Here is a 26,671-nt window from a genome sequence, read left to right on the forward strand (position 1 = left end):
CTACCATGCGATATTATTCCAAGGACTTCCTTTCTTTTCTTTAAGATACCCAATATACCTTTTCAAGTAAGATTTCCCAATTTTACTGTTTACACCAACTTGATCTTCTCCTTCCAGGAAATAATCGGAAAATTGCAACCAATCAATAAAATGCTTTCTCGCATATAGTGACAAACTCTTGAGAACATTTAATGCCACAGGTTTTGGTAAATATCCAACGTCTGTTGCGGATGTCGTAATATGACTTACTACAGCAACAACAAAGGCATTTACCCCTGATTTGGAGATATCCCAAATGGATGTATCAATTTTGCAGTTTTTTCCCTCTAATGCGGTCCCTGTCTTTTCTATCCCAAGTAACGTAAAGTATGAACTCAACATTTGAAGACAAGTTTCTCTATCCGTTATACCAAAATCTCTCTGTAGCAATTTGATAAAATCACTTCTATATTGATCAATTCTTGGATAATTACCAAATTGATATAAGTGAATGGGATAACTACCATCATCTCCGGTACTTCCGAATACTGTAAACCAATCCCCAAAAACAATCACTCTAAATGCGGCTCCTAGCGCATTACCAAACTGTTCTTCATAAGGAATATTCAGAAGTATAGTGTTATCAGGTACTAAACTTCCCGCCCTTTTTTCCTCTTCGGCTTTCAAAGTAAGTTCATCTTTGGCTTCATTTACACCTTCCTTTGCCGCATTCAATAATTCTTTCAAAAATTTAAACATAACGGTATTGATATTAACTACTTAAAAGAAATCTTACTTACTATATTTTGCTACCAGCGCATAATCGTACGGGATTCTCATGGACAGCTCGCGTGCTTGCCAAATATCCCCTTCGGACGCCTGGTAGAAATCATAGGCATTTTTCAAGAAATTCTCGCCGTTTGGAGCTTCAACCCAATCTTTCTTCTCTCGATTGTAAAGTAAAATCATACAACTTACACAGCGATAATTACCTGCTGTTTTTGGGTTTTCAAAACAAGTTCCAACTTTAATATTAATCTTCTGATTGATTATCACATCGGTCAATTTACGATCTGTGAGATGAATTAATGCAATTTGTGCATCCTCATGATCGGGTCGTAACTTTGCTATTACTAATCGCCCAAAATCTGCTTTTTTAATTTTTTCGATTTCTAAAGCCCTAAATTCCGGCGATATGCGATTCGTATCGACCGGATATAGATCATCTTCGGCAGCCGTCACTTCTGTCGTCGTTACTTCGGTGGCTCCGGAAGCCAATAGCTGCTTATTTTTTTCGTAATTTTCCCAATCTGCTGCATCGTAGCTAACCCACTGCTGTATCTTATAGAGTAAGGTTTCCCTCTTGTTGACTTTTATAAAAAACGCTGCAATTAAAAATGAAACCAGCAATATGAACAGGATAATGAGGACTCTTTTCAAACTAAAAATATTTAATGAAGTATTTAAATCTGTAAAATCGTGAAAACATATCCCATGTTTTCATTGATCACCGTAAATCTGCACATAATTATTCATCCATTAAATCTGCAACCCATATTAGGTTAAAACTTAGCGATATTTGTAGCTTAATAATCAATATTTGAAAACAACATGACAATAGTTAATTTCAAATATTTTAACCAATTAAATACAAGTAGACTGTATGATTTCCGTATTTACTAGAGTAGGTCATAGACATCAAGGATAAAACTGAAATACATTGATACCAAATTGTATCTAATAACAGTTTTAAATCAATTTTTAGACAGTAGTCAATCATTGTTTATTCAGTCTACACTGAATGATCACTGAACAAGCACTGAGTAATCACTGAACAAGCACTGTCGAAAGTTAGAATCCGAGTACTGTCTGATCTTCCCTTTGTTGCCCTTGAAAATGATAAGAAAAAAATGACCAGCATATTGCATCCGAACACGTCAGCAAGCCCTTGATTAAGTAAACATAACCATAGATAGCCTATTTGACATCAATAAACTTAATTTGCTCAAATAATAGTCTGTTCAGATCACTGAAGATAAGTATGAGTTAGATCAGACAAATAGTTTAAAAATATCGAACAAGGCTGTCAATATATTCATAAAATGCTTCATAAAAAAGAAGTTACAAAGATCAAGCCAACTTATTGTTTAGCCAGAATGAGCTTTACAACTTTTTCAATAGGTCGACCAATTACGGCTACACCATCCTTTACAACGATAGGTCGCTCAATTAAGATCGGATACGCTAACATCGCATCGATCCATTGCTCATCGGTCAAATGAAGATTTTGGAATTTTTCCTGAAAAACAGATTCTCCTTTTCTGATAAGTTCCAAAGGTTTTAAATTGAGTTGTCCCAATAATTCAATCAACTGGTCTCTGGTTGGAACATCATTTAAGTACTCCTGCACTTCTATATCCACAGCTTGATGCTGTAGCACTTCCAATGCATTACAACTCTTGCTACAATTTTTATTATGATAAATTTTAATCATGGCCATAACATGTAAAGGGTATCTTTGTGATAAAGAAAAACAATTATTGGATAACGCAAAAATACGAACAAGATCACAAACAGTTTAAATAAAATACCATTAGCTAACCAAAAATTGGAATTCATTTTTGAGAAACTGATCCATTTATGACCTAGGATTGTTTCACTTTTTTTAATTTAGTGATATGAAATCAGCCGAAAGTGTAACAGATTTTTACAAAAGGCAACCAGGTTTAACTAATTTGGATTTGCCGCTAAATAATACCGGAATTGGGCATTTCAATGTTTTCAGTAGAGAATCCTGTACTGTCGTATCTCCGTACAATCGCCGTGATTTTTATAAAACCTCCCTTATTATAGGGCGTGGAAAACTATATTACGCAGATAAGTGGATACAAATCGATAAACCGGCAATGTTATTTGCGAATCCGGTTGTCCCCTATGCTTGGGAACCGGAATCCTCAGAACAATCAGGATGGTATTGTATATTTACAGAGGAATTTATACAGCATAGTGAACGGATAGAAAGTCTAAAAGACTCCCCGCTGTTCAAGATAGGCAGCAATCCGATCTATTTTCCGGATGAAACACAATTAGCAGAAATTTCTGCAATCTTCCAGAAGATGATAGTTGAAATGAACTCAAGCTACGTTCATAAAGATGATATGTTGCGAAGTTATCTACATCTTCTAATTCATGAAACCATGAAATCGAGTCCCGCAGCGAGTTTTGGATCTTATACCAACGCTTCAACCAGGGTATCGGGACTATTTCTTGAGCTGTTAGAAAGACAATTTCCAATCAATACCCTTCAGCTTAGCCTACAGTTGAAAAGCCCTGCAGATTATGCTCATGCGCTTTCGGTTCATATCAATCACCTCAACAGGTCGGTAAAAGAAGCCACAGGCAAAACCACCAGTACACACATTGCAAACCGTGTGGCCCAAGAAGCCAAAGCTTTGTTGTTGCATACCAATTGGAATATATCGGATATTGCCTACAGCCTAGGATTTGAATATCCTTCCTATTTCACCAATTTCTTCAAAAAGCAAACGGGGATGTCCCCAAACCAAGTCCGAAGCGGTTCTGTTTGAATTGTATAACAATCTGTTTGATTGTCTTAACTCCCTTCGTTTATTCCATGTGTACTTTTGTATTAAACAAAATGTCATTATTATGAAAAATAGAAATCTTGGAACAACAAATGAAAAACTCTCTGCGATTGGATTAGGTTGTATGGGAATGAGCTTTGCATACGGACCTACGGACGAGAAAGAGAGCATTGCTACATTGGAAAGAGCATTGGACCTAGGCATTAATTTTTGGGATACCGCAGATATGTACGGCAACGGTGCCAATGAGGAGCTTATTTCAAAAGTACTTGTTCCCAACCGTGACAAAGTTTTTATTGCAACAAAATTTGGGTTTCGCTTTAAAGATGAAGTAGCAGGTCCAAGTGGTACGGCAAACACCTACTTCGATGGCTCGCCCGAATGGATAAAATTAGCGGTGGAAAAAAGTATAAAACGCCTTGGAATAGATACCATAGATCTTTATTATGCACATCGCGTAGATCCCAATATTCCCATCGAAGAGACCGTAGGCGCTATGGCGGAATTGGTTAAAGAAGGAAAAGTGAGGTATCTTGGCTTAAGCGAAGCATCCCCCGCCTCAATCATCAAAGCAAATGCCGTACACCCTATAGCTGCTTTACAGAGCGAATATTCGCTCCTTACACGCGATGTAGAAAAAGAAATCCTAAAGACTGTACGTCAATTGGGGATAAGTTTAATTCCTTATGCACCGCTAGCGCGTGGATTATTTTCAAATTCTTTAAATCTAGAAAATCTCGCTTCGGACGACTTTAGAAGAACCTTACCGCGTAATCAAGGCGAACATGCTTTGAACAATGCACAATTGGTCGCCGACTTCTCTCTACTGGCAAAAGATAAAAACTGTAGTCCTATACAGCTCGCTTTAGCGTGGGTACTGGCACAGGGAAATGACATCATTCCCATTCCAGGAACTAAAAAAAGAAAATACCTGGAAGAAAATGTGGGCGCCCTTGACATACAATTATCGAATGATGATTTAAAAACAATCGATGAAATACTCCATAAATACCCTAATATCGGAGCTCGATACAGCGAAGGTGCTATGGCTTTAGTTAACCATTAATCCATTTTTGAGATTATGAGTGGCTCGCCGGCACCACTTATAATCTCAAAAACTGTTCTCATCTGATCCAACTTTGTCGTGTTGTCATAATACACTATAGGAACAGACACCATCCGATTAGTATGTATTAATTATCGGGAATAGCAGTACGTAATGAAAAATAGAAAGAACTTCCTGCGCCATAATCACTTTCAACACCAATCTCGCCTCCTTGCGCTTCTATAAACTCTTTACTAATACTTAAACCAAGTCCTGTTCCACCTTTTTTGGATCCCGGTACACGAAAGTAGCGTGCAAATATTTTATCCAGATATTTAGGCTCGATCCCTTGCCCGCTGTCGGTAACGATAAATTTTGTTTTAAGTTCGTTATTTTCCACCCCTATACGAATGACCGAATCTTCATGCGAGTAACGTATCGCATTGGAAAGAAAATTGGTAAGAACCCAGGCAGTTTTCTCATTGTCAGCAAATATAGCTTTCACTTTGGGATCTACCTCGATAACAAAGTGTATATTTTTTTGATTCGCAGCAAATTGATTCGCCATGATAGCATATTCAATAATAGGCTGTATTTCTGTCGTATGTAAGTTAATTTGGATGGAACCACTTTCAACCTGGGTCATATTTAACAGTTCACCGGTTATTTGAAGCAGTCGGTTAGAATCCTCTTTTATTCCGTTTAACAAGGTGAGCTGTTCGGTATTCAGATGGCCTATTTGTTCATTTTCCAGCAATTGAACCCCCATCTGAATCGCAGCAATAGGTGTTTTGAACTCGTGAGAAACGGTGCCGATAAAGTTTGTTTTTGCAAGATCAAGTTCCTTAAATGGCGTAATATTCTTTAGGATAACCACCTGCCCAATAAACTTTGATTCCAGTTCACCAGTCGGCAAAACATTGATATCGATAACATCTTTCTCAAAATAGCTTTCTCTATCGTCCGCATAAATTTTAACAGCATTCTTTTCACGTTGCTCCACGGGAAGGAACAGGTCTTTAAAAATATCTTTAGCAAGATCATTTTCATCTGAAACCGCCAAAGCAGATCTTCCGAGAAGTTGATCTTTATGTAGATTGGTGATGCGAAGCGCTTCCTCGTTGACAAAAATAACACGTCGCTCTTCGTCGAAGCCTATCACCGGATCATGCATATGATCCACAAGAGACTCGATTCGACTTTTTTCCTTTAAAATTTTTTCAAGTTTACTTTCAGCGTATTCTTCAAGTTTCTCTGCCATGGAATTGAATGAAGCGACGAGTTCAGCAAACTCACCTCCGCTCTGTACCTGAATTCGTTCTTTGTAGTTCTGTCCTGCAATCTGTCGAATACTCGCTGTCAATTTTGCTATGGGATCAGCTATATTGGACGGCAAATTGACCAACAATATAAAAGCAATAATAAAACAGAGTGCCCCAGCAAATGAAATGACCAAAATTGCATGTTCTGCGGTGCGATCCGCAACAATACTCTTCCTAGAAATTGCCGTCATATTTTGCTCCATTAACAAAGCAATATCCTTTCTGATGGACGAGATAATAGTGATGTCTAAGGGCTTATATTTCAGTTTTAAAAAATGTTCAGCAATCGCGTTCGTTGTTTGTTGCTCTCCGACTTCAGTAACATTTCTCCGTTGTTTGTCAAGGTTGACCTCGAAGTTCTTAAAAGCAGTTTTTTCAACAGGAATTTCCTCCAAAGCCAATAACATATTCTTGGCATACAGCAGCGTGTTGTAATTTGCTGTCAATATATTTGCGGTATCCTTTTTTAACCGGTTTACATACCAGCCGCTTAAAGTGGCGAGTAGAAAGATCATGAGAAAAAGTGATCCTACACCAAAGGTAAGTTTCGTTTTTATTTTCATCTTATTCACAATTTACCTTTATCATTATGACAATATAATCAGGTCGATGTCTTCGGTCGACAGTTGCGTCAGCAATTTGCTAAATGTATCCTTAGCAAGTAACATCCTTAAAAGAGATAATCGTGGTTTACCAATACAAACTGTGGTGATCTTGCGGAGCTCGCACAAAGCGATAATCTCTTTTGCCACACTATGACTTTCCACTTTGATAATTTCACCACCAAGTTCTGTCGCCAGCTTAAAGTTATTGATCAGGTGCCGCTGTTTATTTAAGGCTATCCGATCGCCACGCTCTTTTGGCAACTGTACATACAGCAGAAACCAACTGCTATTGTAATATCCTGCTAAGCGCGCTGTTTTTCTGATCACGTTTTTTGCTTTTATTTCATTGGAACTTATACAAGCCAGGAAACGCTCCTTTCGTACCCATCGTTGAGGTTGAACTTCGATCTCCACTTTACGTTGAACCTGGGAAGCCACTTCTTTCAACGCCATTTCCCGCAATTGCAAGATATGTTCGCTTTTAAAGAAGTTTTGAAGTGCTGCCTGAATTTTTGAAGCGTCATAGATCTTGCCCTCTTTTAGGCGGATGATAAGTTCTTCTGCAGTAAGGTCAATGTTAACGACTTCATCGGCGGAATCAATAACACTGTCAGGGACACGTTCTTGCACTTCAACCCCTGTAATCGCTTTAACCTCCTCGTTTAAACTCTCAATATGCTGGATATTTACAGCGCTGATCACATTAATCCCGGCTTCCAGAATCTCCATAACATCCTGCCACCTTTTGGTATTTTTGCTACCTTCAATATTGGTATGTGCCAGCTCATCGATAATGACTACCTCAGGATGTGAATTCAAAACAGCATAAAGATCCAGTTCCTCTAACTGTTTGCCTTTATAAAAAAGATGGCGTCGGGCTATAACGGGTAGACCATCCAGCAATTGATGGGTTTCCTTCCGATTATGTGTCTCAATATAGCCAATACGCACATCGATTCCTCCCTGTAAAAGTGTATGGGCATCCTGTAACATGCGGTAAGTTTTTCCGACGCCTGCACTCATGCCGATATAAAGTTTGAAGCGACCTCTTCTCGATTTTCGGATAAGGTCCAAAAAGTGTTCAGCGCTTTTCCTTTCTTCCATTTTTATTGCCTTTCATTTCAGAAAGTTCCTGCCGATCCAACACACGACAGGAACGATTGTTTTAAAAACTAACTGTAAGTGCTGTGACAGCCGTCAAACTATTTTTCACCAACTTATTTGTCCGATCAAGGAAAATAGCATCTTTATTGGTGAGATTACGTAGTTCCGTGCGCCAAACGACATTGGGAAGAATTGCATAATCTGCATTTAAAGAATAGCCAAACGTTTGAAAACCTTGATCTGTCGTAGTCGAAACGATTACACCATGCTTATCGTTGTAATATTCTCCTCTTGCTGTTAAGCTAAATTTTTCGGTCGTCGCATATCGTGCAATTAACACAGGCGTGTACCATACATTGTACGTTGAGCTACCTTTTGCTTTTTGTTCCGCTCCAATATCAAATCCGAATGTAATTCCCAGCTTTTCATTCATTTGATAAATGGCATATAGATTATGAAAATAGCGCATCTGTCTGACGCTATCCGCTTTATCACTGCCAATAAAAGAACCACTATTGATAGTCCATTTAGCTGTCGGTTTATAGACTAATTGATGTCCAAATGCAGGTAAACTGCTACCATCCACCCGTTGAATCCGCTGCCATCCGTTTAAAATAAGCCCGCTTAAAAATAGTTTTCCTGATGCGGATGTATAGGATATTTTTGCGCCGGTTTCAAAATAAGGGGAATTATCAGCAAAAATACTCCTTGTTACAGTCCAATTATCCTTTCCTATAGCGCTTTCAAAGCCCAAGTGGGATGAAAATATTCCAGCATCGATCCATAGATTATGTTTTTTCGAGATACGAACACCGGCATTCGCTTCGTAAATATTTTTTAAGACACCGGGTTCCGCACTGTAGTTCGCATTCATATATGTACCGACACCAAAAGCAAGATTTGCACGTGTATTTGTTGTTTCGTACGCAGCTTTTAAAAGTGCCAAGTTTATGTTTACTTCATTTGTTCTGTTGTGACTATATACAAAGCCTGGGCGTGTATTTCCAATTGGGTTGTTAAAGTCCCGAAGGTAATATGCTTCAAGGTAACCACTGATAGACAATTGGGTATTTTGAGTTGTATCTTGCTGTGCAAATAATTGTGTTGCTCCTGCGAGTAAACAGGCCAACATCGCTAGTTTTTTCATGTATATCGTTCTTGTAAAGTGTAAATCAATGACCCATCAGGTCAATTTTATTTTTCAACCATCTTGTCCAAAGCAATATTTAGTTCAAGGACATTGATTTTGCGAGGTCCAAACATATTCCATAGAGGGGTCTGAACGTGAGCATCAACGAGAGACTGTAAGCTATTTACCGATATACCTCTTGCTTTCGCAACACGATCGATTTGTATTTTTGCGGCCTCTACCGAGATATCTGGATCCAAACCACTGCCACTGGCTGTAACAATGTCTACCGGTACCTGTTCGCGTTTTACGGTGGGATTGTGGACTAAGAACGTATCAATACGGGCCTTAACTTCCGAAAGATATTCCCCATTAGAGGGTCCTTTGTTACTTCCTCCCGATCCTGCTGCATTATAACCAACAGCGGAAGGACGCGACCAGAAGTAATCATCACGCGTAAAGGCCTGTCCAATATTTCTGTAATACTTTTGCCCGTTGTACGCTAGCATTTCCCCTTTTCCATGATTAGGTGCTATCTGAGCTATTGCCCAAACAAGGGCCGGATATACAACTGACAGCAGGAGCAATAAAACTATTGTAATCTTTATTGCTGGATATATTTGTGTTTTCATCTTTGCTTTAATTATTAAAAATGTATTAGATAAATAGCGAAACCAGCAGGTCTATGACCTTGATACCAATAAATGGAACGAGCACTCCACCAAGTCCAAAAACGAGCAGGTTTCTCCGTAACAATGCGCTTGCGCCTATAGGTTTGTATGCAACTCCCTTTAATGCCAAAGGAATCAGTAATGGGATAATAATTGCGTTGAAGATGACAGCCGATAGTATGGCGCTTTGTGGACTACTGAGCTGCATAATATTTAAACCTTGAAGTGCCGGTATTGCCGCAATAAACAGGGCCGGAATAATCGCAAAATATTTGGCAACATCGTTTGCAATACTGAATGTTGTCAGCGTACCCCGGGTCATCAACAATTGCTTACCTATCTCCACAACCTCGATCAATTTGGTCGGATCATTGTCGAGATCGACCATATTTCCAGCCTCTTTTGCAGCTTGCGTACCGCTATTCATTGCTACACCAACATCCGCTTGTGCAAGTGCCGGAGCATCGTTTGTACCATCCCCCATCATGGCGACCAATCGCCCGTCAAGCTGTTCTTTTTTGATATAGTTCATCTTGTCTTCGGGTTTCGCTTCGGCGATGAAATCATCCACCCCCGCTTTTTCGGCAATATATTTGGCCGTTAACGGATTGTCTCCTGTCACCATAACAGTCTTAATACCCATTTTTCGCAACCTTTCAAAGCGTTCATGAATCCCGGGTTTTATCACATCCTGCAATTCTATGACACCGAGTACTTGTTCATTCTCGGCTACGACCAATGGGGTCCCCCCATTTTGAGAGATAAGCTTTACGCGCTCATCTATTTCCTGAGGAAATAGATTTCCAGCCTTTACAATGATATTTCGAATAGCATCTGTTGCACCTTTACGAATACGTGTCTGTTCAAAGTCTATTCCCGAGCTACGGGTTTCGGCGGTAAACTTAATGAATGCCGGGTTTTCGACCTTATAGCTCGATGGGTTGACACCAGCCAATTCGACAATTGATTTCCCTTCTGGTGTTTCATCCGCCATGGAGCTCAATGTTGCTGCACGTACCAGCGCTTCTTTCATGACACCATCGGCGGGATAAAAATTTGTCGCCTTACGATTTCCGATCGTAATGGTTCCAGTTTTATCAAGCAACAAGACATCAATGTCACCCGCCGTTTCAACTGCCTTGCCACTTTTTGTAATAACATTTGCACGAAGTGCGCGATCCATTCCCGCGATACCAATCGCCGATAAAAGACCACCTATTGTCGTTGGAATCAGACAGACAAAAAGTGAAATAAACGAAGCAATGGTGATACCGACATTGGCATAATCCGCAAATGGTTTTAAGGTCACCGTTACGATAATAAAAACAAGTGTAAAACCTGCCAAAAGGATGGTTAAGGCAATCTCGTTAGGTGTTTTTTGGCGGCTTGCCCCTTCGACCAGTGCGATCATCTTATCCAGAAAGCTTTCACCCGGTTCTGTCGTTACCTGCACGACAATTCGATCGGATAAAACCTTGGTGCCACCTGTAACTGAACTTTTATCGCCCCCAGCCTCGCGGATCACCGGTGCTGATTCACCGGTAATTGCACTTTCATCTATTGTCGCCAACCCCTCGATAATTTCCCCATCCAATGGAATTACATCACCAGCCTGACAAACAAAAACATCATTTTTTTTCAATTGAGCGGATGAAACGACCCCACCATCGCGCAGGGTTGCAGGAGTTTCCTCCCGAGTTTTCCGAAGACTATCTGCTTGCGCCTTTCCGCGGGCTTCGGCAATTGCCTCCGCAAAATTGCCAAACAGCAAGGTTAAAAATAGGATAAGAAATACTGTAAAATTATAACCAAGTGTACCTTGTGATTTTTCTCCGGTCATTATCCAAAGACAAACCACGGCCATAATCAACGTCCCGATTTCCACGGTAAACATCACTGGATTACGGAACATTATTTTAGGATTTAGCTTCACGAAAGATTGCTTTAACGCTTGTTGTACAAGCTCTTTCTGAAACAATGTTTTTTGACTGCTCATTTTTAGAATTCTTTAATTTTTACGTATTACATGGAAAAATATTCCGCAATTGGACCCAGTGCCAACGCAGGGAAGAAAGAGAGTGCTGCAATAATCGCGATCACAGCGAATACCATTAAACCGAATGTACTTGTATCAGTTTTTAGCGTTCCCTCGCCTTCAGGTATAAATTTCTTCTCAGCCAATAACCCAGCAATAGCAATTGGGCCTATAATCGGTATAAATCGGCCGAGTAACAATACGATACCCGTCGAAATGTTCCACCAAATGGTATTATCTCCAAGACCTTCAAAACCACTACCATTGTTGGCTGCGGATGAAGTATATTCGTACAATATTTCACTAAAACCATGGAATCCAGGGTTATTCAATGTAGAAGCACCTTGGGCTGGAAACGCTGTCGCAAGTGCTGTACCGACAAGGATTAGAAAAGGATGGGCAAGAGCAACAATCATGGCGATTTTCATTTCGCGCGCTTCAACTTTCTTACCCATAAACTCTGGTGTGCGCCCCACCATCAAGCCACTAATGAAAACGGCGAGTATAATAAAAATGAAGAAATTGAGTATTCCCGCGCCCACACCGCCATAAAAGGCATTCACCATCATGGCTATCAGTTCGTTCATACCAGATAAGGGCATGTAACTATCATGCATAGAATTGACTGATCCCGTCGAAATCATCGTTGTGACAATACTCCAAAAGCCGGATGCTGCGGCACCAATACGTATTTCCTTTCCCTCCATAGCCCCCATAGACGTATCAATACCCATCTGTGCGATCGCTGGATTTCCAGCCATTTCCATTTTTATATTTGGAATCGTCAGGATGATAAACCCAATGGTCATCACGCCAAACATCATCCATGAAAATTTACGCTTGCGAATAAAAAAGCCGAATGCAAATATCATCGCCATCGGGATAATAAACTGGGCAATCATTTCCACCATGTTGGTCAAATAATTGGGATTTTCGAATGGATGCGCACTGTTCGCACCAAAAAAACCACCTCCATTTGTTCCCAGATGTTTAATTGGAACAAAGGCAGCTACTGGTCCTCGACTTACCTGTACGGTATCTCCAGTAACTGTAATCATACTGTCCTTACCTTCGAATGTCATCGGCATGCCTTGGAACACGAAAATGGCAGCAACCAGGACCGAGATAGGGAGTAAAATGCGGGTGCAAGATTTCACAAAGAAATCGTAAAAATTGCCCAATTGCGTTGTTGTTTTATCCCTAAAAGCTTTAAAAATAACCACTGCAGCAGCCATTCCCACGCCTGCAGTCACGAATTGGAGAAACATGAGCCAAATTTGTCCTAGATAACTCACGCCCGACTCCCCAGAATAGTGTTGGAGATTACAATTAACCAAAAAGGATATACTGGTATTAAAAGCCAAATCAGCAGTCATTCCAGGATTTCCATCTGGATTTAAAGGCAAACTTCCCATATTCATCAGGATAGCCATACTCAACAGGAACCACACTAGATTAATTGTCAGAAGAGCAAGGAGGTGCTTTTGCCAAGTCATCTGAACATTGGGATTAATTCCTGCCACTCGATAAAAAAAACGTTCCAATGGTTGAAACAATGGATCTAACCAGGTCTTTTCGTTACCATATACCTTAGCTATATATTTCCCGAGGGGAAGTCCGAGTAGTAATGTTACGATGAACATCACTATGATTCCAAGAATCTCTGTATTCATTTCTTTAATTGATTTGTATAAAAAGTGTATCATGATCAATCGTCAGCTAACTTTAAGCCCTTCTTTTGACTTCGTAATGCCAAAAGGACTGACTGAAAGCGCAGTTTCATCGCTGACAATGACGAATGAGTAATCTTGTTATTAAAATCTTTCTGGCCTTAAGAGTACATAACAGATGTATGTAAAAACCAGTAGTGCTACAATAAATAAAGCTGTCATTTACTTTGATATTAGAAGGTTATGGATTTGTTGTCCTTTGAGGACCTCTAAAAATGGTGTTGGTAGCTGGGCTTCGATTTCTGCCCATGCATGGACCGAACTTATGCGTCGAAGACCTCCTAAAGATCTAACAAAAAGATTTTCCAAAATGTATTTTACATAATTGTTTCCTCGTCCATAAATCATTCCGAGGAAATGAATATGCTGGCAGATTTTGTCCGTGCTTTGCAGTACTATTAAGCTCCGAAGATGATTAATAACAGCCTGTAAAGCTCCTGCAAAATTGTGCTTCCGTAATAGGAAACTAATCTCTGATCGGATTTCTTTGTAATGGAGCGCCATATACAGACCTGCACCGTATTGATTTAATTTTTTCATGTTGTTCGTAAAACTATGTATCAAAATCTACCCGATATAGAGTTGAAAAATCATTGCAATAATCAATACCACTACGATGACCTTCGCTATACGGTCGCCCGACACATTATGAGCGGAACCTCTGCCTTTATTTTCTTGCTTCTCTTTCATATTATTTATTTTATATTTTGCCGAAAAAGTCGACCATTTTATAGAATAACCAGAAGAAAAATAGTCCAGTTATGATGAGTACAATTGTTATTACCATTGTTAAACTTTATTAGTGACTTGCGATTTCATTTTTTAAACTTGAATTTAATGCTAGTAGCTTTGCCGATCGTCCCCCTCGGCGGACTCTTACCACATACTTTTCTTTTCCGTCCTGTTTTCATATTTACATTCATTTGTCCCCATAAGCCAAATCCTGTTCCACTGTACCGAAAAACATCATAAAACACTATTAATCAGATGATATAAAAAAAATAAGTCACAAAATAGAATTGGAGAATCCTATCATTTTGATAAGGTTATTTTATCAAAATGAGAATGACTATGCTGAAAATGTGATCAAATCATTATAATGTGTACCTTGTCATCTATGCTTGAAAGGTGACCAAAGAAGTATAGACGGCTTGAGCCGATTTATCTTTTAAAATGATGGGCCAGCACATTTTAAAAATTCATGAATGAATGGGAGAATATGTGAACCTCGGGATAAGTATTAGCAGAAGCACTATGTAACAAATTTGCAAAGGAATATGAAATTGTCTCCAAAAGTTCACATTAAAAATTATTTTAGGGAATACATATTGGTTGGGAAAACGTATTAAAGAGACACTTATAAAAATAAAAACAATGATAAACTTAAACCTTTTCAAAAAAATCACCTTATGGGTCTTTCTGGGCTGTATTTTACTCTCCTGTCAAAATGAAAAAAGCAGTCCCAATACATTGACAGAAGAAGAGCAACGTAATGGCTGGCAACTTTTATTTGATGGTAGCACGCTCAACAATTGGCATACGTACAATAATAGCAAAAATGCGCCTACGGCCTGGATTGTAAAAAATGGAACAATTTACTGTGACCCAAACAGTGAAAGCCAAAAATACGACTTGGTATCGGACAAAGAGTATAAAAATTATGAGTTTAAGTTTGAATGGAAGCTGGAAAAAGAGGGAAATAGTGGCGTTTTTGTCAACGTACAGGAAAGACCCGATATTAATGCGACCTACCATTCTGGACCGGAGTACCAACTGTTGGCAGATTCCCATCCTGATTTTGATAAACCGCTAAAGCGTTCGGGCTGTCTTTATACATTTCTACCGCAACAAAACTTTGTCAACATTAAAACGCAAGATGATTGGAATGAATCCAGTATCGTTCAGAAAGATGGAAAAATTACATTCTTCCTAAATGGAAAAATCACTGCTGAAATGGATTTTAATTCAGCTAAATGGAAAGATTTAGTAAAGCATAGTAATTTCAAAGATTATCCGGAGTTTGGTAAGCATATCAATGGGAAATTAGCACTGCAGGATTGGTCGAGAGGCGTATCGTTTAGAAATCTAAAAATAAAGCTTTTATAAAAAAAGTCCTTCACATATGCGAAGGACTTGGACGCTAAAACAAAAAATTGTTTTAGCGTCTCGATTATAAAAAATATCGCAAGAAGTATTACTACCGCCATTCAATTCTTGTATCTATCCAAAAACAATCCCTATTCCGCCGAAATAGATCTTCTGGTCTTTGGTGATTGTAGATGAGTTCTTCCAACGCATTAAAATTATAGCGAAACATATCTTCATCCTTTGACTGAATAGGGCGCAAAATTGAATCTTCATCATCGATAAAAATATCGGATTCGAAAATATTGATTTGATGCGTATTCACCCAAGCAATTGCCATTTCCTTACTCATTCGTTCCAATGCTTTGGTCGTTTCCTGATATTGTTTCATTTCCCAGGGAAGATCTTCCGGATAATGAGAAGCAATATAGTCTTGGTACGCTTTTATATCACCTTCACGGAGACATTCATTGCGAAGCAAAAGTCTTGTCGTGTCCCGAGCAAAGCTAATATACTCCGGCCGCATAAATAGGCCGTACCTTTTACTATACAATTCTATTTTTTCTGCTAGTTCTTGCCTCATAATTTGATTATCAAGCAAAAATCATCCCAACCTACTCTTTTATAAGGAGTTTTGATTAAAAAAGTGCGTTTCAAACGACTTTGAACATTCTAGTCAAGCAAATTGAGCTCACCTATATAATTTATTTAAATCTTCCCTAACATAAATAGCATTTCCTGTGGCTTTTTAGAATATTTTTAAACCGATAATTCCAGCGACGATCAATGTTGCTGAAAGGAGCCTAAATATATTGGCAGAATCTCCGAAAAAAAAGATTCCAACAATCAATGTTCCCACAGCTCCCAAACCTGTCCATACGGCATAAGCTGTACCGATAGGAATTGCCTTTTGAGCGTAAAACAATAATCCTCCACTAATGCTCATAGAAACAATAGCCAATATGATCCAACCCAATTTATTTGAATCTGGCTGTTGAGCCATTTTTAATCCGAGCGGCCAGCCAATTTCAAAAATGCCAGCGATGATCAATGCAATCCAATTCATTTTCAATAGTTTAAATTTCTACAGCAAAGATAATCGCTAAATGAGGTGCATTTTTTGACTTATATCAAAATCGTACCTTATCGCCGGATCCGACTAAGTGTTTCTTGTGTAATCCCTAAATATGATGCAATATGACCGAGATTAATTCTATTTAACAAATTGGGCTGTAAGCGTATGAGCGATTGATATCGTTCTACTGCAGATTCGGTATGCAGCGACATAATCCGTTCTTCAAGAATAATACAAACCTCCTCGGCAATCTTCCGACCGATAAGATTTAGTTCAGGATAAATTCTATACAATTCATTTAAATCGTCTACAGAAATAGCATAGATCTCGGAATCTTCAAGAAGCTGAATATTTTCAAAAGAGGGTTTTTCAGTATAAACGGGTAAAATCGATCCAAAAATCTGGTTTTCCTCACCAAACCAGCTGTTCATTTCACGTCCGTTTTTAAAAAAATAAGCTCGTAGTAATCCTGTACTTAAAACAAAATAGCTGGATAAATGCTGCCCTTCTCTCAAAAAATGCTCGCCCTTTTTCTTAAAGAAATAACGCGTTCTATTTTCTACCGCTTTCTCAATTGCTTCATTGAGATAGCCATATTTTTTGAACTGTTCAACTAGGGGATTCATTCTATTATAGATTAAAATCATTCATAGTTCATCGTGTTATCTGCTGGATTATACTTTAGAAGTTCTGTATATGCATCGCCTTCAATTCCCAATAGCTGACAAAATGCAGGCTCAGTTTTTATCCCACTCCTCTTGAGCTGTCTGACCTGTTCAGCGAATTCTCCACCCCTCAATTGAATAATTTCATGCTCTTTAAGCATATGTAAGTATCCATTCTGAATTTCAGTTGCTTTATCCGTTGCATAAATTTCAAAAAGCTGCTCTTCAATCGTGAAACGGCAGACGATTACACGATCGGCCGGCCGCTGTAACCGAAAATGTGCATGTTTCGAAAAATTAAGAGACAGCATTTCTTCAAGAGCATCAAAATCGTTGACACACAGAATAATGTCTATATCGCTCCCACCCACATCTAGCTGAATCGGTATCGTACCAACTACAATCGGATCATAAGCATCAAGAAGAGTAGTAATTTGATAGTCAGTCAATAACCGATAGGCTTTTTTCTGCACGTCGTTTCCAGACTTCAAATAATCTATGTTTTTAAAATTTATGGTCATAAGTAACGATAAAATCCAATCCGGTTAAATAGGTTTGAATATACTAAACAACAAAAGAAAAAACGTAAACATAATCAAAATTAAAAAATAGCCGCAAGCAAGATTGGACTGAATTATCAATAATAAAAAACGGTTTATACCTACGACAGTGGAAACCGTTAACTAATATTTACTTAACACAAAATCAATACTACTCTCCTACCTTTATCGCGGTTTAAAAATCACCTAGTCATTTAAACAGCTACAAAACAAATGAGAAAACATTTGATTACCAGTATTTTGCTAAGCACAATCGGTACCTCACTTACCTATGCGCAAAATGAAACCACCTCTGCTCTGAATGGAACCGTCAGAGAGGGAAATTCGCCAATCAATGGGGCGACAATTGAAGCCATACATTTACCTTCTGGGACAAAGTACGTTACTTCATCGCGAAGTGACGGACGCTATAATCTCCCCAATATGAGAATTGGTGGCCCTTATCAAATCACTGTAACTTATCTTGGGCATTCACCCAATATCAAGCAGATCGAGAAACTGGCTTTGGGACAAAGCTCAACATTAGATATTCAGATGCAGTCCGCATCGCAAGTATTGGATGAAGCTGTCGTTGTAGGTACGAGACAGGGCAAAGTCTTCAACTCCGGCCGAACAGGTGCGGCACAAAACATTTCCCGCACAGCGATTCAAAATCTACCCACACTCAATCGAAGCTTTACAGACTTTGTCAAACTGACCCCTCAATTTTCGATGCAGTACGGTAATCCTTCTTTTGCAGGAAGAAGCAACCTTGCCAATAACTTTACCATCGATGGCGCGCTATTTAACAACGCGTTTGGACTACAAGGAACCATCGGAAGCCAAACAAACTCGCAACCTATCAATATGGATGCCTTTGAGGAGATTTCAGTAAACATTGCTCCTTATGACGTAAGACAAAATGGTTTTACCGGTGCTGCAATCAATGCCGTAACAAGAAGTGGTACCAACGAAGTACAAGGTTCGTTAAATTATTATTTCAGAAATCAGAATTTAGTCAACAAATACAATTCGGCCGGACTAAGAGCACCAGTCAACAACTTCAGCTTAAAAGGCTATGGTTTTACCGTGGGGGGACCAATTATCAAAAACAAGCTATTCTTTTTTGCAAGCGGCGAGCTTGAGCGAAGAACAGACCCAGGAACAAATTTTATAGCTTCACGCGGAGGAAATACGGGGCCGAATGTTTCAACCGTATCTGCGGAGAAACTTGATGAGCTAGCCAACTACCTTAAATCGATCGGGTATAATCCTGGATCTTATCAAGATTATCCTTTGGATACACGCAGTGACAAATTTTCCGTTAAATTAGATTACAATATCGATCAAAAAAATACCTTAAGCGCTAAATATTTCTACTTTCGTTCCTATCGTGACATCTTACCGTCCAATAGTGGTGCGCCCAAAAATAATCGGCAACCGTCCAACCTTGGCCTACCTTTCAGCTCAGCAGGCTACGGTATAAACAACAACATGGACAATGTGAATTTAGAATTACGTACGCGTATCAGTAGCAAATATTCTAATTCATTGACCGTAGGATACAATGTCATGAACGACTATAGAGAGTCGAAAGGTGGCCAACCATTTCCTCTGGTAGACATCATGAACCCCGACGGTAGTAGCATGACAGCATTTGGTTACGAACCATTTACAGCATTTAATAGCTTAAAGACGAAGGTATTTCAAGCAACCAACAACTTTAATATTTATGCCGGAAAGCATGAGATTACCTTGGGAGCCAATTTTGAAAATTACAAAACCACCAATGGATTTGCACCGAACTATTATGGAGCCTATACATTTGCCAGTTTAGATGACTTCTACAACTCTGCAAAAAATAATGTTTCCAACGCAACCAAATACCAAATCCAATATTCTGTTTTACCTGATGGGTCATTTCCTTATGCAGAAATTTCAGCACGTATGTTTGGTCTATATGCACAGGATGCCTATGCTGTAAATGATCATTTTAAATTGACTGCTGGATTGAGAGCCGATTTGACTAACATATCATCCCCCAATGAACTGAAAAATGATAATGTAACCAAGTTGAATTTTGATCAAGGTGAAAAGATCGATGTATCAAAATATCCAAAGAGTGCAATTCTTTGGTCGCCACGAATTGGATTTAATTGGAATGTCAATGGAACAAATCAAACGCAGGTACGTGGTGGATCGGGAATCTTTACGGGTCGTCCGCCATTAGTATGGATTTCTAATCAGGCCGGCAATAATGGTGTTATGTTTGGTTCTGAATCTATTAATAATCCTACAAACCGCCCATTTACACCTGATGTAGATGCTTATCGCAATGTGAACCACCAAACTGCAGCCAACAACTCGAGTTATAACTTGGCGGTAACGGATAATAACTTCAAATTTTTGCAGCTTTGGAGAACGAACCTTGCCATTGACCAAAAATTACCAGGCGGTGTTATTGGTACTTTTGAAGCCATGTATTCAAAAGATATCAATTCGGTCTATTTCCGTAACGTCAATCTAAATACGACGGACGGTAAAGCTTTAGTTGGTGCCGATAACCGTATGCGTTACAATACTCCACGTATTTATGGTGCTGCTCAACCTACTCCCGAAAATCCGAATATTTCCGACGCCATTGTGATGTCCAATACATCAAAAGGTTATAGTTATACCTTGACAGGAACATTGTCGAAAGAGTTCAAAGGTGGATTTTTTGCAAATATCGGTTATACCTATACAGATTCAAGATCTGTGAACGATGGAGGATCTATTGCTCAATCCATGTGGCGTGATCGCTATGTGTCGGGTAATCCAAATAGCGCTGACCTATCTTATTCAACTTATTTGGTTAAAAATAGATTTATTGCCAACTTCTCTTACCGTAAAGAATACCTGGATCATTTAGGAACGACATTCTCCTTATTTTATCAACTGCAGGACGGACCTCGCTACTCTTATACTTATGGCGGTGACCTGAACAATGATGGTTTGTCTGGTAATGACTTGATCTACATTCCAAATAGTAAAGCTGAAATTGCACTTGTTGGCGACAATGCGCAAGACACTCGGACAGCTGATCAATTATGGTCTCAATTGAACGGATACATTAATCAGGACAATTACCTGAACGCGCACAGAGGCCAATACGCGAAACGTAACGCATTGGTAGGAAAAATGATCGGAACACTGGATATCCGCATCGCGCAAGATGTATTTTTAAATACCAGCGGAAAGAAACATCAATTGCAGATTACTTTTGATGTATTTAATTTCGGTAATATGATCAACAAAAGCTGGGGAGTTGCCCAATTTGCCAACAAAGCGAACGGTATCTTAAATTACAAAGGATTGAATGCGCAGGGACAACCAACATTCTCATTCCCGTATTTAGATGCAACAAATCAGATTCCTTTAACCAACACTTTCTCGAACAGTGTGGATGAAACTTCACGCTGGAGAATTCAGCTGGGTGTACGTTACCGATTCAACCAATAAACAAAAAATAACGTAAATTTGAACCCATCCTATAACAACGGATGGGTTTTTAGTTTAATAATCATGAAAAAACTAGCGCTTTCCATTTTTACATTTCTTGTGACCATGACCTGTCAGGCACAGCATTTTGACCTTGTCCCGCTGGGAATATATGGTGGCGAACAAGAAGACAATCTTTCTGCTTATTTAGTAGGCACTCCAAGAGATACGGCCTTCCTTTGCCTCGACGCCGGAACCATAAATACGGGGATTAGAAAAGCTATTGTGTTGAAAAGTCTAAATGGATCGGTCGAAACAATTTTGCATAACCAAATAAAGGGATATTTCATTTCCCATGGACATCTCGATCATCTATCGGGTCTTATTATTAATTCACCTGCCGATAGCAAAAAGAACATTTTCGCTATTGATCCGGTCCTTCAAATTCTACAAAATCACTATTTCATCACGGATACCTGGATCAATTTTGGGGATCAGGGCCAAAAACCCATACTAGGAAAGTATCATTACAACAGTTTACAGGAGGGGCTGGAAATGCAAGTACCAAATACAGCATTATCTTTGACGGCATATGAGCTGAGCCATGTAAATCCATATAAAAGTAGTGCAGCACTTGTCCGCCATGATAATCACTACCTCCTTTACCTCGGCGATACTGGCGCGGACCGGGTGGAAAAATCCGATCAGCTAGATAAGCTCTGGAATAAGATTACCCCACTGATCAAAAATAAACAATTAAACAGCATATTGATTGAAGTCTCCTTCCCAAATAATCAGCCAGAAAATTTACTCTTCGGTCACCTAACCCCCAATTTGCTGCTAGAAGAACTCGTAAAGCTCAAAGAAAAAACGGGACTAAAAAACTTGGAAGGGCTAAGCATAGTGGTCACACACCGAAAACCAACTGGTAACAACCCTGAAATCATTAAAAACGAATTGCTCAACAATAATCCACTTAAAATAAATTATGTTTTCCCCGAACAGGGCAAAAAGATAAGTTTAAACTAATGTAAAAAAGATGAAACCACTATTGGTTTCATCTTTTTTACCTAGAACTCTTCAATTATATCTGCAATTGTCAAACGTGATTTTGCGGTAATTGCAGGCTGATTTGCATCCTCCACATGTCGATAGCCAATAGCAACTGCAAACAGCGTCTGATAGCCATCGAGTTCTAGTATTTCATCGTAGACGGAATTTTCAATTCCTTCCATTGGGGTTGCGTCAATATGATTTGCAGCACAGGCTGCAAGGAAAAATCCCAAAGAAAGATACACCTGTTGCTTCATCCAGGATTGAACATGGAACTCCCCTTTCGACTGCAAAAATTGCTTATAGTAATTAATCGATCCCTCTGGAAGCGTGTTTGCGATCTGCTCTTCAAAGCGATCTACATCGGTAAGTGCGCTAAAGACAACCAGATGGCTTGCCTCATTTATCTTCTGTGCGTTCCAATAGGATGCGGCAGCGAGTTTTTGTTTCATCTCCCCAGAAGAGACAAAGAAGAATTTCCATGGCTGGCTATTGATGGAAGATGGACTCAATCGGATTATTTCCTTTAATTCAGCGATTTTCTCCTCCGGAATTAGCGCTTCTGAATTATACTTTTTCGTTGTGTAACGTTGCTTTGCAGTTTCTAAAAAAGCCATAACATACAAGATTAAATTAACTATATATTTTATAGTTGCAAACTTAAATATAGTATTATATATTTGCAATAACGGTCAAACTTGATAGTAACAGATGTATTTGATAGACAACAAACAATACCCATGCAGTACCAGCCTAACTATGAAATACATAGGCGGAAAATGGAAAGCAGTAATTTTGATTCATCTAATTGAAAAAAAACGTTATAATGAATTAAGAAAAGAATGTGCATTAATTACCGAGCGTACATTAAGCTTACAATTAAAGGAACTTGAGGCTGATGGTTTAGTAAAGCGTACAGTACATACCGAAAAAGCTCCTTTGAAAGTAGATTACGAACTTACACCATTCGGCAAGACGCTTATTCCGCTATTAGAATCTATTGCAGAATGGGGACGGGAAACGGCTAGTCGGACCGAACGTATTCAACAAATGTAGAGTAGGAACCGTCGACTTTTAAAACGATTATCCATCATAAAGGATCACTTCCTGGTGTCGGTTTATCTTATCGGCAGCTATTATTTCAGTAAAATTTGGACAAAAAAATTTAATAAAGACAGCATTTACGCATCAGGAAGTTTTTGTAAAAACTTCCTGATGAATTAACAATGTGTCACCACTGCCGGAAAACAGATCAATATGGCCACTAAAAAACCTCATCAACAAGTTCTTTATTAACCATTGCTCCAGCTAGGTTTCCTGCAGCAACCGCATTCGCCACCGAACGCATCATACTGGAATTATCTCCACAGGCAAAAACACCCGCAACTGTTGTTTTCTGGAAATTGTCTGTTTTTATATGTCCCTGATCGGTCAATTCGCAACCTAACATTGCAGGAATAAGCGAATGTTGCCTGAAAGGTATGGCAGCATAAACAGCATCAAAGGCAAGTTCACGACCGTCTTTTAATTGTACCTGTTGGACCCATCCATTCTTATGCTGGATTTTAGTTATTTCTTCTTCAATAATCGAAATACCATGTAACTTCAGTTTTGCTTTCTGCTTAACATCAAAACTAGCCTTACCCGAAGTCAATAGCGTTAAGTCGTTCGAGAGATTATTGACCAATCCCGCTACGTGAAGTGCACGCTCTCCATTGGCCATAATAGCAGTTTTTCCTTTTCGGAATTCATAACCGTGACAATATGGGCAATGGATAACCGAAATTCCCCAACAGGCTGAAAATCCTTGTATACTAGGCATAATATCTTCCACACCAGTCGCAAAAATGAGCTTTTTAGCCTGAAAGACGTCCCCATTTTCGGTGGTTATTTCATACCCTGTAGCTGTCTTCGTGCCGCTCACAGCAAGCCCTTTCTGGAACTTGACACTCGGGTAGTTCAGAACTTCCTCCCTCGCTTTTTTCGCTATACTAAGCGGCTTTTCACCATCATGCGTAATGAAATTATGAGCGTGCGGCGTCTGTCGATTACAAGGTAGCCCACTATCGATAATCAACACATTCCGCAAGGAACGGCCCAATGCCATCGCTGCAGAAAGCCCCGCATAACTTCCCCCAACGATAATTACCTCATAGCTTCTATCATCTTTCATAAATATATATTTAAATATTAATCCTCTTCTGACAAATGATGAAGTAGAATGGAAAATTTTCCTCCACTTCCCTAATTTCCATTAATCCATAGGGATCGAATTCGGCATGAATGGAATCGACATCGTAAAAAAACATATGTACTCCACCAAACATTGCAAATCGATCAGTGCCTATGGCCTCCCCCTTTCCATAGATGCTCGCTAGCTTTGATACGGTCGTAAAAATCATATAACCTCCTTCAGCTAATTGGTCAAAACAATGCTGGATTAACGCATTACGTTCTTCAGCATCCAATAGATGAATAAGCCCGTAACAAAATATACCGTCATATATATCCTGATCAAAAGGCATTTCATTAACCGAACCATGATGGATAACCGTATTTGCCCCAAAGGATTTCCGGGCGAGTTCTATTGCCGTTTTCGAGATCTCAATGCCTGTAATTTTTATTCCATTTTCCAAAAAAGGGCGACCGTTGCGACCGTAGCCGAACCCAGGAATCAGTATATTTTTGATGTTGTGTTCCAAAAAAAAGCCTACTGCAAACGTTGTAGACTTAGCGGCTTCATCCCCCCACATTTCTTGCTTCTCTATAAAATTACGTTCCCAAAATTCCATACTGCTGTTGCTTATATTGTTTAAAATTGAAATCGATCTTGTTTGCTATACCGATTCGGTACTACAGTGGATTAAAAGTCAACTCAGCGAAGATAGTATTTTTCACTATTGCAACTATGTAGCAAAAACATTAAATGCAATTAAATTGCAAATAAATTACAATAGGATGAATTATTGAAATCATGGTTATTTATCAGTATTGAAAACCTGGGCTATGCTTAAATATCTTTGCTGATGAAAATGAATATCATTACAAAAACAAAAACATGAAAACTATAAAGACATTTTTAGCAGCTTCATTATTTCCATTGCTTACGATACAGGCCAGCGCACAAAAATTGGATAAGATGCTTTGGTTTAACGAACCAACAGAATGGAACATCAAAGACAATTCACTTTCGATGTTCGTTACGCCTAAAAGCGATTATTGGCGTATCTCTCATTATGGATTTACAGTAGACGACGCCCCCTTTTTCTATACGCTACGCGGGGGAGAGTTTGAAGTCAAGGCAAAGATCTCGGCGAACTACCAAACCCGCTTTGACCAAGCAGGTCTCATGCTGCGCATTGATCATGAAAACTATATAAAAGCAGGGATAGAATTTGTGGAAGGAAAATACAATTTGAGTACAGTCGTTACGCATAAAACGAGTGATTGGAGCATTATTCCAATAGATAAGGAAATCCCTTTTATTTGGATCAAAGCAATACGTCGATTAGATGCTGTCGAATTTTTCTATTCTTTTGATGACAAGGAGTATATCATGATGAGGAATGCCTGGCTGCAGGATAATCACCCTGTTATGGTTGGTTTAATGGCAGCTTCACCAGACGGCAATGGCTTTCAGGCGAAATTTGACTATTTTACGATCAAACACCTTGCAGATCAACGTCGAAGCAAATGGCTGAAAGAGAATAATTCAAACTAAAAAATATCGACGCCCGTCTAAGACAGCCCCATAGACGGGCGTCATCTTAAGTCAGTATGTCCTGCTGCATCTTGTTAAACACACTCACTGCTTCATATGAATTTCGTACACGAAGCTTTTGGAGTATATTTTGCCGATGCCTGTTAACGGTATTAATGCTCAACCCTAATTTTTCGGCAATTCGTTTACTAATCATCCCCTCCTTGATGCAGCTTAAAATTTCTTTCTCTCGTGTACTAATCGAAGTTTTCGCACCATAGCCATCTAAATGATGGACTACGCCTGTTACCTGATTGAGGATATAATTTCGAAGATTAATTGAAGTTTCAGTTTCTGGTAGTAAGGTATAACAGCATAAAGCCAGCTGGGGGAATTCCGGTCCTGAGGTGTCCAAGTAAAAAATCTGATGGGACAGCTGGATGATTTGCCCCTCTCTCCCTTCGACCCGAAGTATACTGTTTGCTTGATAATTGAATCGCTCCGCCAGATCCTTTTTTTTGACCAAGTTGAGAAATTGAAGCTCCAAAGCATGCTTAATGGCCAAATCATCGGGGTAAACACGTTCGAGAAGAAAATCTTCCCAAATACCGTTTATTTCCAGCTTCCTGTCATATGAAGGAAGGTAAAGTCGTTCTGCAATTGTCCCCATATAGGTATAACTCCAGTTTGCCGTCAGGTCACTCAGTACGACTATACCGTTATGAATGTCGGCAAAAGTTTTTGCGTAACTCTTATAGTGTTTTAGCACAGATAAATCGATGCTGCTATTTCGTAATCTACGCTCAGCAAAATTTCTATCTAATTTTTTTTTGATCTCCGATTTCATTT

At 39.2% G+C, this 26,671-nt stretch carries 27 protein-coding genes; 7 read left to right on the plus strand and 20 right to left on the minus strand.

The window, feature by feature from the left end:
- The 3 genes from B4Z47_RS00250 to arsC all read right to left on the minus strand — a co-directional run bounded on the left by B4Z47_RS00250 (nt 1) and on the right by arsC (nt 2,473).
- Entirely contained in the window at nt 1–738 is a 738-nt protein-coding gene (locus B4Z47_RS00250) for a DUF1266 domain-containing protein (RefSeq protein ID WP_115045787.1), read from the minus strand.
- Between the two features lie 33 nt (nt 739–771).
- Nucleotides 772–1,419 carry a hypothetical protein gene (locus tag B4Z47_RS00255; RefSeq protein ID WP_201303551.1) on the minus strand — a complete coding sequence of 216 codons (648 nt, stop codon included), beginning with the start codon at nt 1,417–1,419 and terminating at the stop codon, nt 772–774.
- A gap of 700 nt (nt 1,420–2,119) precedes the next feature.
- Complete coding sequence (gene arsC / locus B4Z47_RS00260) at nt 2,120–2,473, minus strand: arsenate reductase (glutaredoxin) (RefSeq protein WP_112376581.1); 354 nt, start codon at nt 2,471–2,473, stop codon at nt 2,120–2,122.
- 184 nt (nt 2,474–2,657) lie between these two features.
- Between arsC and B4Z47_RS00265 the strand changes: the two genes are divergently transcribed.
- Both B4Z47_RS00265 and B4Z47_RS00270 read left to right on the plus strand, forming a co-directional pair.
- Nucleotides 2,658–3,566 carry a helix-turn-helix domain-containing protein gene (locus tag B4Z47_RS00265; RefSeq protein WP_115045785.1) on the plus strand — a complete coding sequence of 303 codons (909 nt, stop codon included), beginning with the start codon at nt 2,658–2,660 and terminating at the stop codon, nt 3,564–3,566.
- An 82-nt stretch (nt 3,567–3,648) separates the two neighbouring features.
- Nucleotides 3,649–4,650 (plus strand): aldo/keto reductase, encoded by a 1,002-nt coding sequence (locus tag B4Z47_RS00270; RefSeq protein WP_286726511.1) that lies wholly within the window; start codon nt 3,649–3,651, stop codon nt 4,648–4,650.
- A gap of 127 nt (nt 4,651–4,777) precedes the next feature.
- On the opposite strand, the gene B4Z47_RS00275 is transcribed toward B4Z47_RS00270, so the two are convergent.
- The 9 genes from B4Z47_RS00275 to B4Z47_RS00310 all read right to left on the minus strand — a co-directional run bounded on the left by B4Z47_RS00275 (nt 4,778) and on the right by B4Z47_RS00310 (nt 13,915).
- Nucleotides 4,778–6,514, minus strand: a complete 1,737-nt coding sequence (locus tag B4Z47_RS00275; protein ID WP_070565433.1) for a HAMP domain-containing sensor histidine kinase — start codon at nt 6,512–6,514, stop codon at nt 4,778–4,780.
- Nucleotides 6,515–6,538: 24 nt separating this feature from the next.
- Nucleotides 6,539–7,660, minus strand: a complete 1,122-nt coding sequence (locus B4Z47_RS00280; RefSeq protein ID WP_070565435.1) for a histidine kinase — start codon at nt 7,658–7,660, stop codon at nt 6,539–6,541.
- Between the two features lie 61 nt (nt 7,661–7,721).
- Nucleotides 7,722–8,807, minus strand: a complete 1,086-nt coding sequence (locus B4Z47_RS00285) for a porin (RefSeq protein ID WP_070565437.1) — start codon at nt 8,805–8,807, stop codon at nt 7,722–7,724.
- 47 nt (nt 8,808–8,854) lie between these two features.
- A complete protein-coding gene (locus tag B4Z47_RS00290; RefSeq protein ID WP_115045781.1) occupies nt 8,855–9,421 on the minus strand; it encodes a K(+)-transporting ATPase subunit C in 567 nt (188 codons plus the stop codon).
- 25 nt (nt 9,422–9,446) lie between these two features.
- On the minus strand, nt 9,447–11,456 hold the full coding sequence (gene kdpB / locus B4Z47_RS00295; protein ID WP_115045780.1) for a potassium-transporting ATPase subunit KdpB: 2,010 nt from the start codon (nt 11,454–11,456) through the stop codon (nt 9,447–9,449).
- A gap of 26 nt (nt 11,457–11,482) precedes the next feature.
- Nucleotides 11,483–13,168 carry a potassium-transporting ATPase subunit KdpA gene (kdpA, locus tag B4Z47_RS00300; protein WP_115045778.1) on the minus strand — a complete coding sequence of 562 codons (1,686 nt, stop codon included), beginning with the start codon at nt 13,166–13,168 and terminating at the stop codon, nt 11,483–11,485.
- Nucleotides 13,169–13,309: 141 nt separating this feature from the next.
- Nucleotides 13,310–13,387 (minus strand): potassium-transporting ATPase subunit F, encoded by a 78-nt coding sequence (locus B4Z47_RS24635; protein WP_376782394.1) that lies wholly within the window; start codon nt 13,385–13,387, stop codon nt 13,310–13,312.
- Nucleotides 13,388–13,765, minus strand: a complete 378-nt coding sequence (locus B4Z47_RS00305; RefSeq protein WP_112376186.1) for a DUF7674 family protein — start codon at nt 13,763–13,765, stop codon at nt 13,388–13,390.
- A gap of 27 nt (nt 13,766–13,792) precedes the next feature.
- Nucleotides 13,793–13,915, minus strand: a complete 123-nt coding sequence (locus B4Z47_RS00310) for a hypothetical protein (protein WP_256604641.1) — start codon at nt 13,913–13,915, stop codon at nt 13,793–13,795.
- A gap of 684 nt (nt 13,916–14,599) precedes the next feature.
- Here B4Z47_RS00310 and B4Z47_RS00315 point away from each other — a divergent pair.
- The gene (locus tag B4Z47_RS00315; protein WP_115045806.1) at nt 14,600–15,331 is read left to right on the plus strand and encodes a 3-keto-disaccharide hydrolase; all 732 of its coding nucleotides are present in this window, start codon (nt 14,600–14,602) and stop codon (nt 15,329–15,331) included.
- Nucleotides 15,332–15,422: 91 nt separating this feature from the next.
- On the opposite strand, the gene B4Z47_RS00320 is transcribed toward B4Z47_RS00315, so the two are convergent.
- From B4Z47_RS00320 to B4Z47_RS00335, 4 genes are all read right to left on the minus strand, one after another.
- A complete protein-coding gene (locus B4Z47_RS00320; protein WP_046674568.1) occupies nt 15,423–15,893 on the minus strand; it encodes a hypothetical protein in 471 nt (156 codons plus the stop codon).
- 165 nt (nt 15,894–16,058) lie between these two features.
- Nucleotides 16,059–16,376, minus strand: a complete 318-nt coding sequence (locus tag B4Z47_RS00325; RefSeq protein WP_046674567.1) for a DMT family transporter — start codon at nt 16,374–16,376, stop codon at nt 16,059–16,061.
- 77 nt (nt 16,377–16,453) lie between these two features.
- Nucleotides 16,454–17,011, minus strand: a complete 558-nt coding sequence (locus B4Z47_RS00330; RefSeq protein WP_070565449.1) for a Crp/Fnr family transcriptional regulator — start codon at nt 17,009–17,011, stop codon at nt 16,454–16,456.
- A 17-nt stretch (nt 17,012–17,028) separates the two neighbouring features.
- Nucleotides 17,029–17,541 (minus strand): DUF4269 domain-containing protein, encoded by a 513-nt coding sequence (locus B4Z47_RS00335; protein WP_159333048.1) that lies wholly within the window; start codon nt 17,539–17,541, stop codon nt 17,029–17,031.
- 282 nt (nt 17,542–17,823) lie between these two features.
- Between B4Z47_RS00335 and B4Z47_RS00340 the strand changes: the two genes are divergently transcribed.
- The gene (locus B4Z47_RS00340) at nt 17,824–21,090 is read left to right on the plus strand and encodes a TonB-dependent receptor (protein WP_159333049.1); all 3,267 of its coding nucleotides are present in this window, start codon (nt 17,824–17,826) and stop codon (nt 21,088–21,090) included.
- Nucleotides 21,091–21,153: 63 nt separating this feature from the next.
- Nucleotides 21,154–22,098, plus strand: coding sequence for an MBL fold metallo-hydrolase (locus B4Z47_RS00345; protein ID WP_070565455.1), 945 nt, complete (start codon nt 21,154–21,156; stop codon nt 22,096–22,098).
- A 41-nt stretch (nt 22,099–22,139) separates the two neighbouring features.
- Here the strand turns inward: B4Z47_RS00345 and B4Z47_RS00350 are convergent, their stop codons facing one another.
- Nucleotides 22,140–22,739 carry a nitroreductase family protein gene (locus tag B4Z47_RS00350; protein WP_070565457.1) on the minus strand — a complete coding sequence of 200 codons (600 nt, stop codon included), beginning with the start codon at nt 22,737–22,739 and terminating at the stop codon, nt 22,140–22,142.
- A 142-nt stretch (nt 22,740–22,881) separates the two neighbouring features.
- On the opposite strand from B4Z47_RS00350, the gene B4Z47_RS00355 reads away from it, so the two are divergent.
- The gene (locus B4Z47_RS00355) at nt 22,882–23,178 is read left to right on the plus strand and encodes a winged helix-turn-helix transcriptional regulator (RefSeq protein WP_201303552.1); all 297 of its coding nucleotides are present in this window, start codon (nt 22,882–22,884) and stop codon (nt 23,176–23,178) included.
- A 208-nt stretch (nt 23,179–23,386) separates the two neighbouring features.
- Here the strand turns inward: B4Z47_RS00355 and B4Z47_RS00360 are convergent, their stop codons facing one another.
- Both B4Z47_RS00360 and B4Z47_RS00365 read right to left on the minus strand, forming a co-directional pair.
- On the minus strand, nt 23,387–24,295 hold the full coding sequence (locus B4Z47_RS00360; protein WP_115045772.1) for an NAD(P)/FAD-dependent oxidoreductase: 909 nt from the start codon (nt 24,293–24,295) through the stop codon (nt 23,387–23,389).
- Between the two features lie 10 nt (nt 24,296–24,305).
- Nucleotides 24,306–24,914, minus strand: coding sequence for a class I SAM-dependent methyltransferase (locus tag B4Z47_RS00365; protein ID WP_115045770.1), 609 nt, complete (start codon nt 24,912–24,914; stop codon nt 24,306–24,308).
- A 266-nt stretch (nt 24,915–25,180) separates the two neighbouring features.
- Between B4Z47_RS00365 and B4Z47_RS00370 the strand changes: the two genes are divergently transcribed.
- Nucleotides 25,181–25,843 (plus strand): DUF1349 domain-containing protein, encoded by a 663-nt coding sequence (locus B4Z47_RS00370; RefSeq protein WP_115045768.1) that lies wholly within the window; start codon nt 25,181–25,183, stop codon nt 25,841–25,843.
- A gap of 46 nt (nt 25,844–25,889) precedes the next feature.
- Here B4Z47_RS00370 and B4Z47_RS00375 read toward each other — a convergent pair whose 3' ends face one another.
- Nucleotides 25,890–26,669: a helix-turn-helix domain-containing protein gene (locus B4Z47_RS00375; RefSeq protein ID WP_115045766.1), complete on the minus strand. Its 780-nt coding sequence runs from the start codon at nt 26,667–26,669 to the stop codon at nt 25,890–25,892.
- Between the last annotated feature and the right edge of the window lie 2 nt (nt 26,670–26,671).

Source organism: Sphingobacterium sp. UBA2610 (genome assembly GCF_002339225.1).
GTDB lineage: Bacteria > Bacteroidota > Bacteroidia > Sphingobacteriales > Sphingobacteriaceae > Sphingobacterium > Sphingobacterium multivorum.

What these genes read in the sequence shown, in the direction of transcription:
- B4Z47_RS00280 (WP_070565435.1), bottom strand. Translation starts at nt 7,660, where the DNA reads ATGGAAGAAAGGAAAAGCGCTGAACACTTTTTGGACCTTATCCGAAAA.
- B4Z47_RS24635 (WP_376782394.1), bottom strand. Translation starts at nt 13,387, where the DNA reads ATGACAGCTTTATTTATTGTAGCACTACTGGTTTTTACATACATCTGT.
- B4Z47_RS00365 (WP_115045770.1), bottom strand. Translation starts at nt 24,914, where the DNA reads ATGGAATTTTGGGAACGTAATTTTATAGAGAAGCAAGAAATGTGGGGG.
- B4Z47_RS00320 (WP_046674568.1), bottom strand. Translation starts at nt 15,893, where the DNA reads ATGAGGCAAGAACTAGCAGAAAAAATAGAATTGTATAGTAAAAGGTAC.
- B4Z47_RS00360 (WP_115045772.1), bottom strand. Translation starts at nt 24,295, where the DNA reads ATGAAAGATGATAGAAGCTATGAGGTAATTATCGTTGGGGGAAGTTAT.
- B4Z47_RS00355 (WP_201303552.1), top strand. Translation starts at nt 22,882, where the DNA reads ATGAAATACATAGGCGGAAAATGGAAAGCAGTAATTTTGATTCATCTA.
- B4Z47_RS00315 (WP_115045806.1), top strand. Translation starts at nt 14,600, where the DNA reads ATGATAAACTTAAACCTTTTCAAAAAAATCACCTTATGGGTCTTTCTG.
- B4Z47_RS00350 (WP_070565457.1), bottom strand. Translation starts at nt 22,739, where the DNA reads ATGGCTTTTTTAGAAACTGCAAAGCAACGTTACACAACGAAAAAGTAT.
- B4Z47_RS00285 (WP_070565437.1), bottom strand. Translation starts at nt 8,807, where the DNA reads ATGAAAAAACTAGCGATGTTGGCCTGTTTACTCGCAGGAGCAACACAA.
- B4Z47_RS00340 (WP_159333049.1), top strand. Translation starts at nt 17,824, where the DNA reads ATGAGAAAACATTTGATTACCAGTATTTTGCTAAGCACAATCGGTACC.
- B4Z47_RS00265 (WP_115045785.1), top strand. Translation starts at nt 2,658, where the DNA reads ATGAAATCAGCCGAAAGTGTAACAGATTTTTACAAAAGGCAACCAGGT.
- B4Z47_RS00375 (WP_115045766.1), bottom strand. Translation starts at nt 26,669, where the DNA reads ATGAAATCGGAGATCAAAAAAAAATTAGATAGAAATTTTGCTGAGCGT.
- B4Z47_RS00290 (WP_115045781.1), bottom strand. Translation starts at nt 9,421, where the DNA reads ATGAAAACACAAATATATCCAGCAATAAAGATTACAATAGTTTTATTG.
- B4Z47_RS00330 (WP_070565449.1), bottom strand. Translation starts at nt 17,011, where the DNA reads ATGAATCCCCTAGTTGAACAGTTCAAAAAATATGGCTATCTCAATGAA.
- B4Z47_RS00345 (WP_070565455.1), top strand. Translation starts at nt 21,154, where the DNA reads ATGAAAAAACTAGCGCTTTCCATTTTTACATTTCTTGTGACCATGACC.
- B4Z47_RS00310 (WP_256604641.1), bottom strand. Translation starts at nt 13,915, where the DNA reads ATGAAAGAGAAGCAAGAAAATAAAGGCAGAGGTTCCGCTCATAATGTG.
- kdpB (WP_115045780.1), bottom strand. Translation starts at nt 11,456, where the DNA reads ATGAGCAGTCAAAAAACATTGTTTCAGAAAGAGCTTGTACAACAAGCG.
- arsC (WP_112376581.1), bottom strand. Translation starts at nt 2,473, where the DNA reads ATGATTAAAATTTATCATAATAAAAATTGTAGCAAGAGTTGTAATGCA.
- B4Z47_RS00325 (WP_046674567.1), bottom strand. Translation starts at nt 16,376, where the DNA reads ATGAATTGGATTGCATTGATCATCGCTGGCATTTTTGAAATTGGCTGG.
- B4Z47_RS00370 (WP_115045768.1), top strand. Translation starts at nt 25,181, where the DNA reads ATGAAAACTATAAAGACATTTTTAGCAGCTTCATTATTTCCATTGCTT.
- B4Z47_RS00250 (WP_115045787.1), bottom strand. Translation starts at nt 738, where the DNA reads ATGTTTAAATTTTTGAAAGAATTATTGAATGCGGCAAAGGAAGGTGTA.
- B4Z47_RS00275 (WP_070565433.1), bottom strand. Translation starts at nt 6,514, where the DNA reads ATGAAAATAAAAACGAAACTTACCTTTGGTGTAGGATCACTTTTTCTC.
- B4Z47_RS00305 (WP_112376186.1), bottom strand. Translation starts at nt 13,765, where the DNA reads ATGAAAAAATTAAATCAATACGGTGCAGGTCTGTATATGGCGCTCCAT.
- kdpA (WP_115045778.1), bottom strand. Translation starts at nt 13,168, where the DNA reads ATGAATACAGAGATTCTTGGAATCATAGTGATGTTCATCGTAACATTA.
- B4Z47_RS00270 (WP_286726511.1), top strand. Translation starts at nt 3,649, where the DNA reads ATGAAAAATAGAAATCTTGGAACAACAAATGAAAAACTCTCTGCGATT.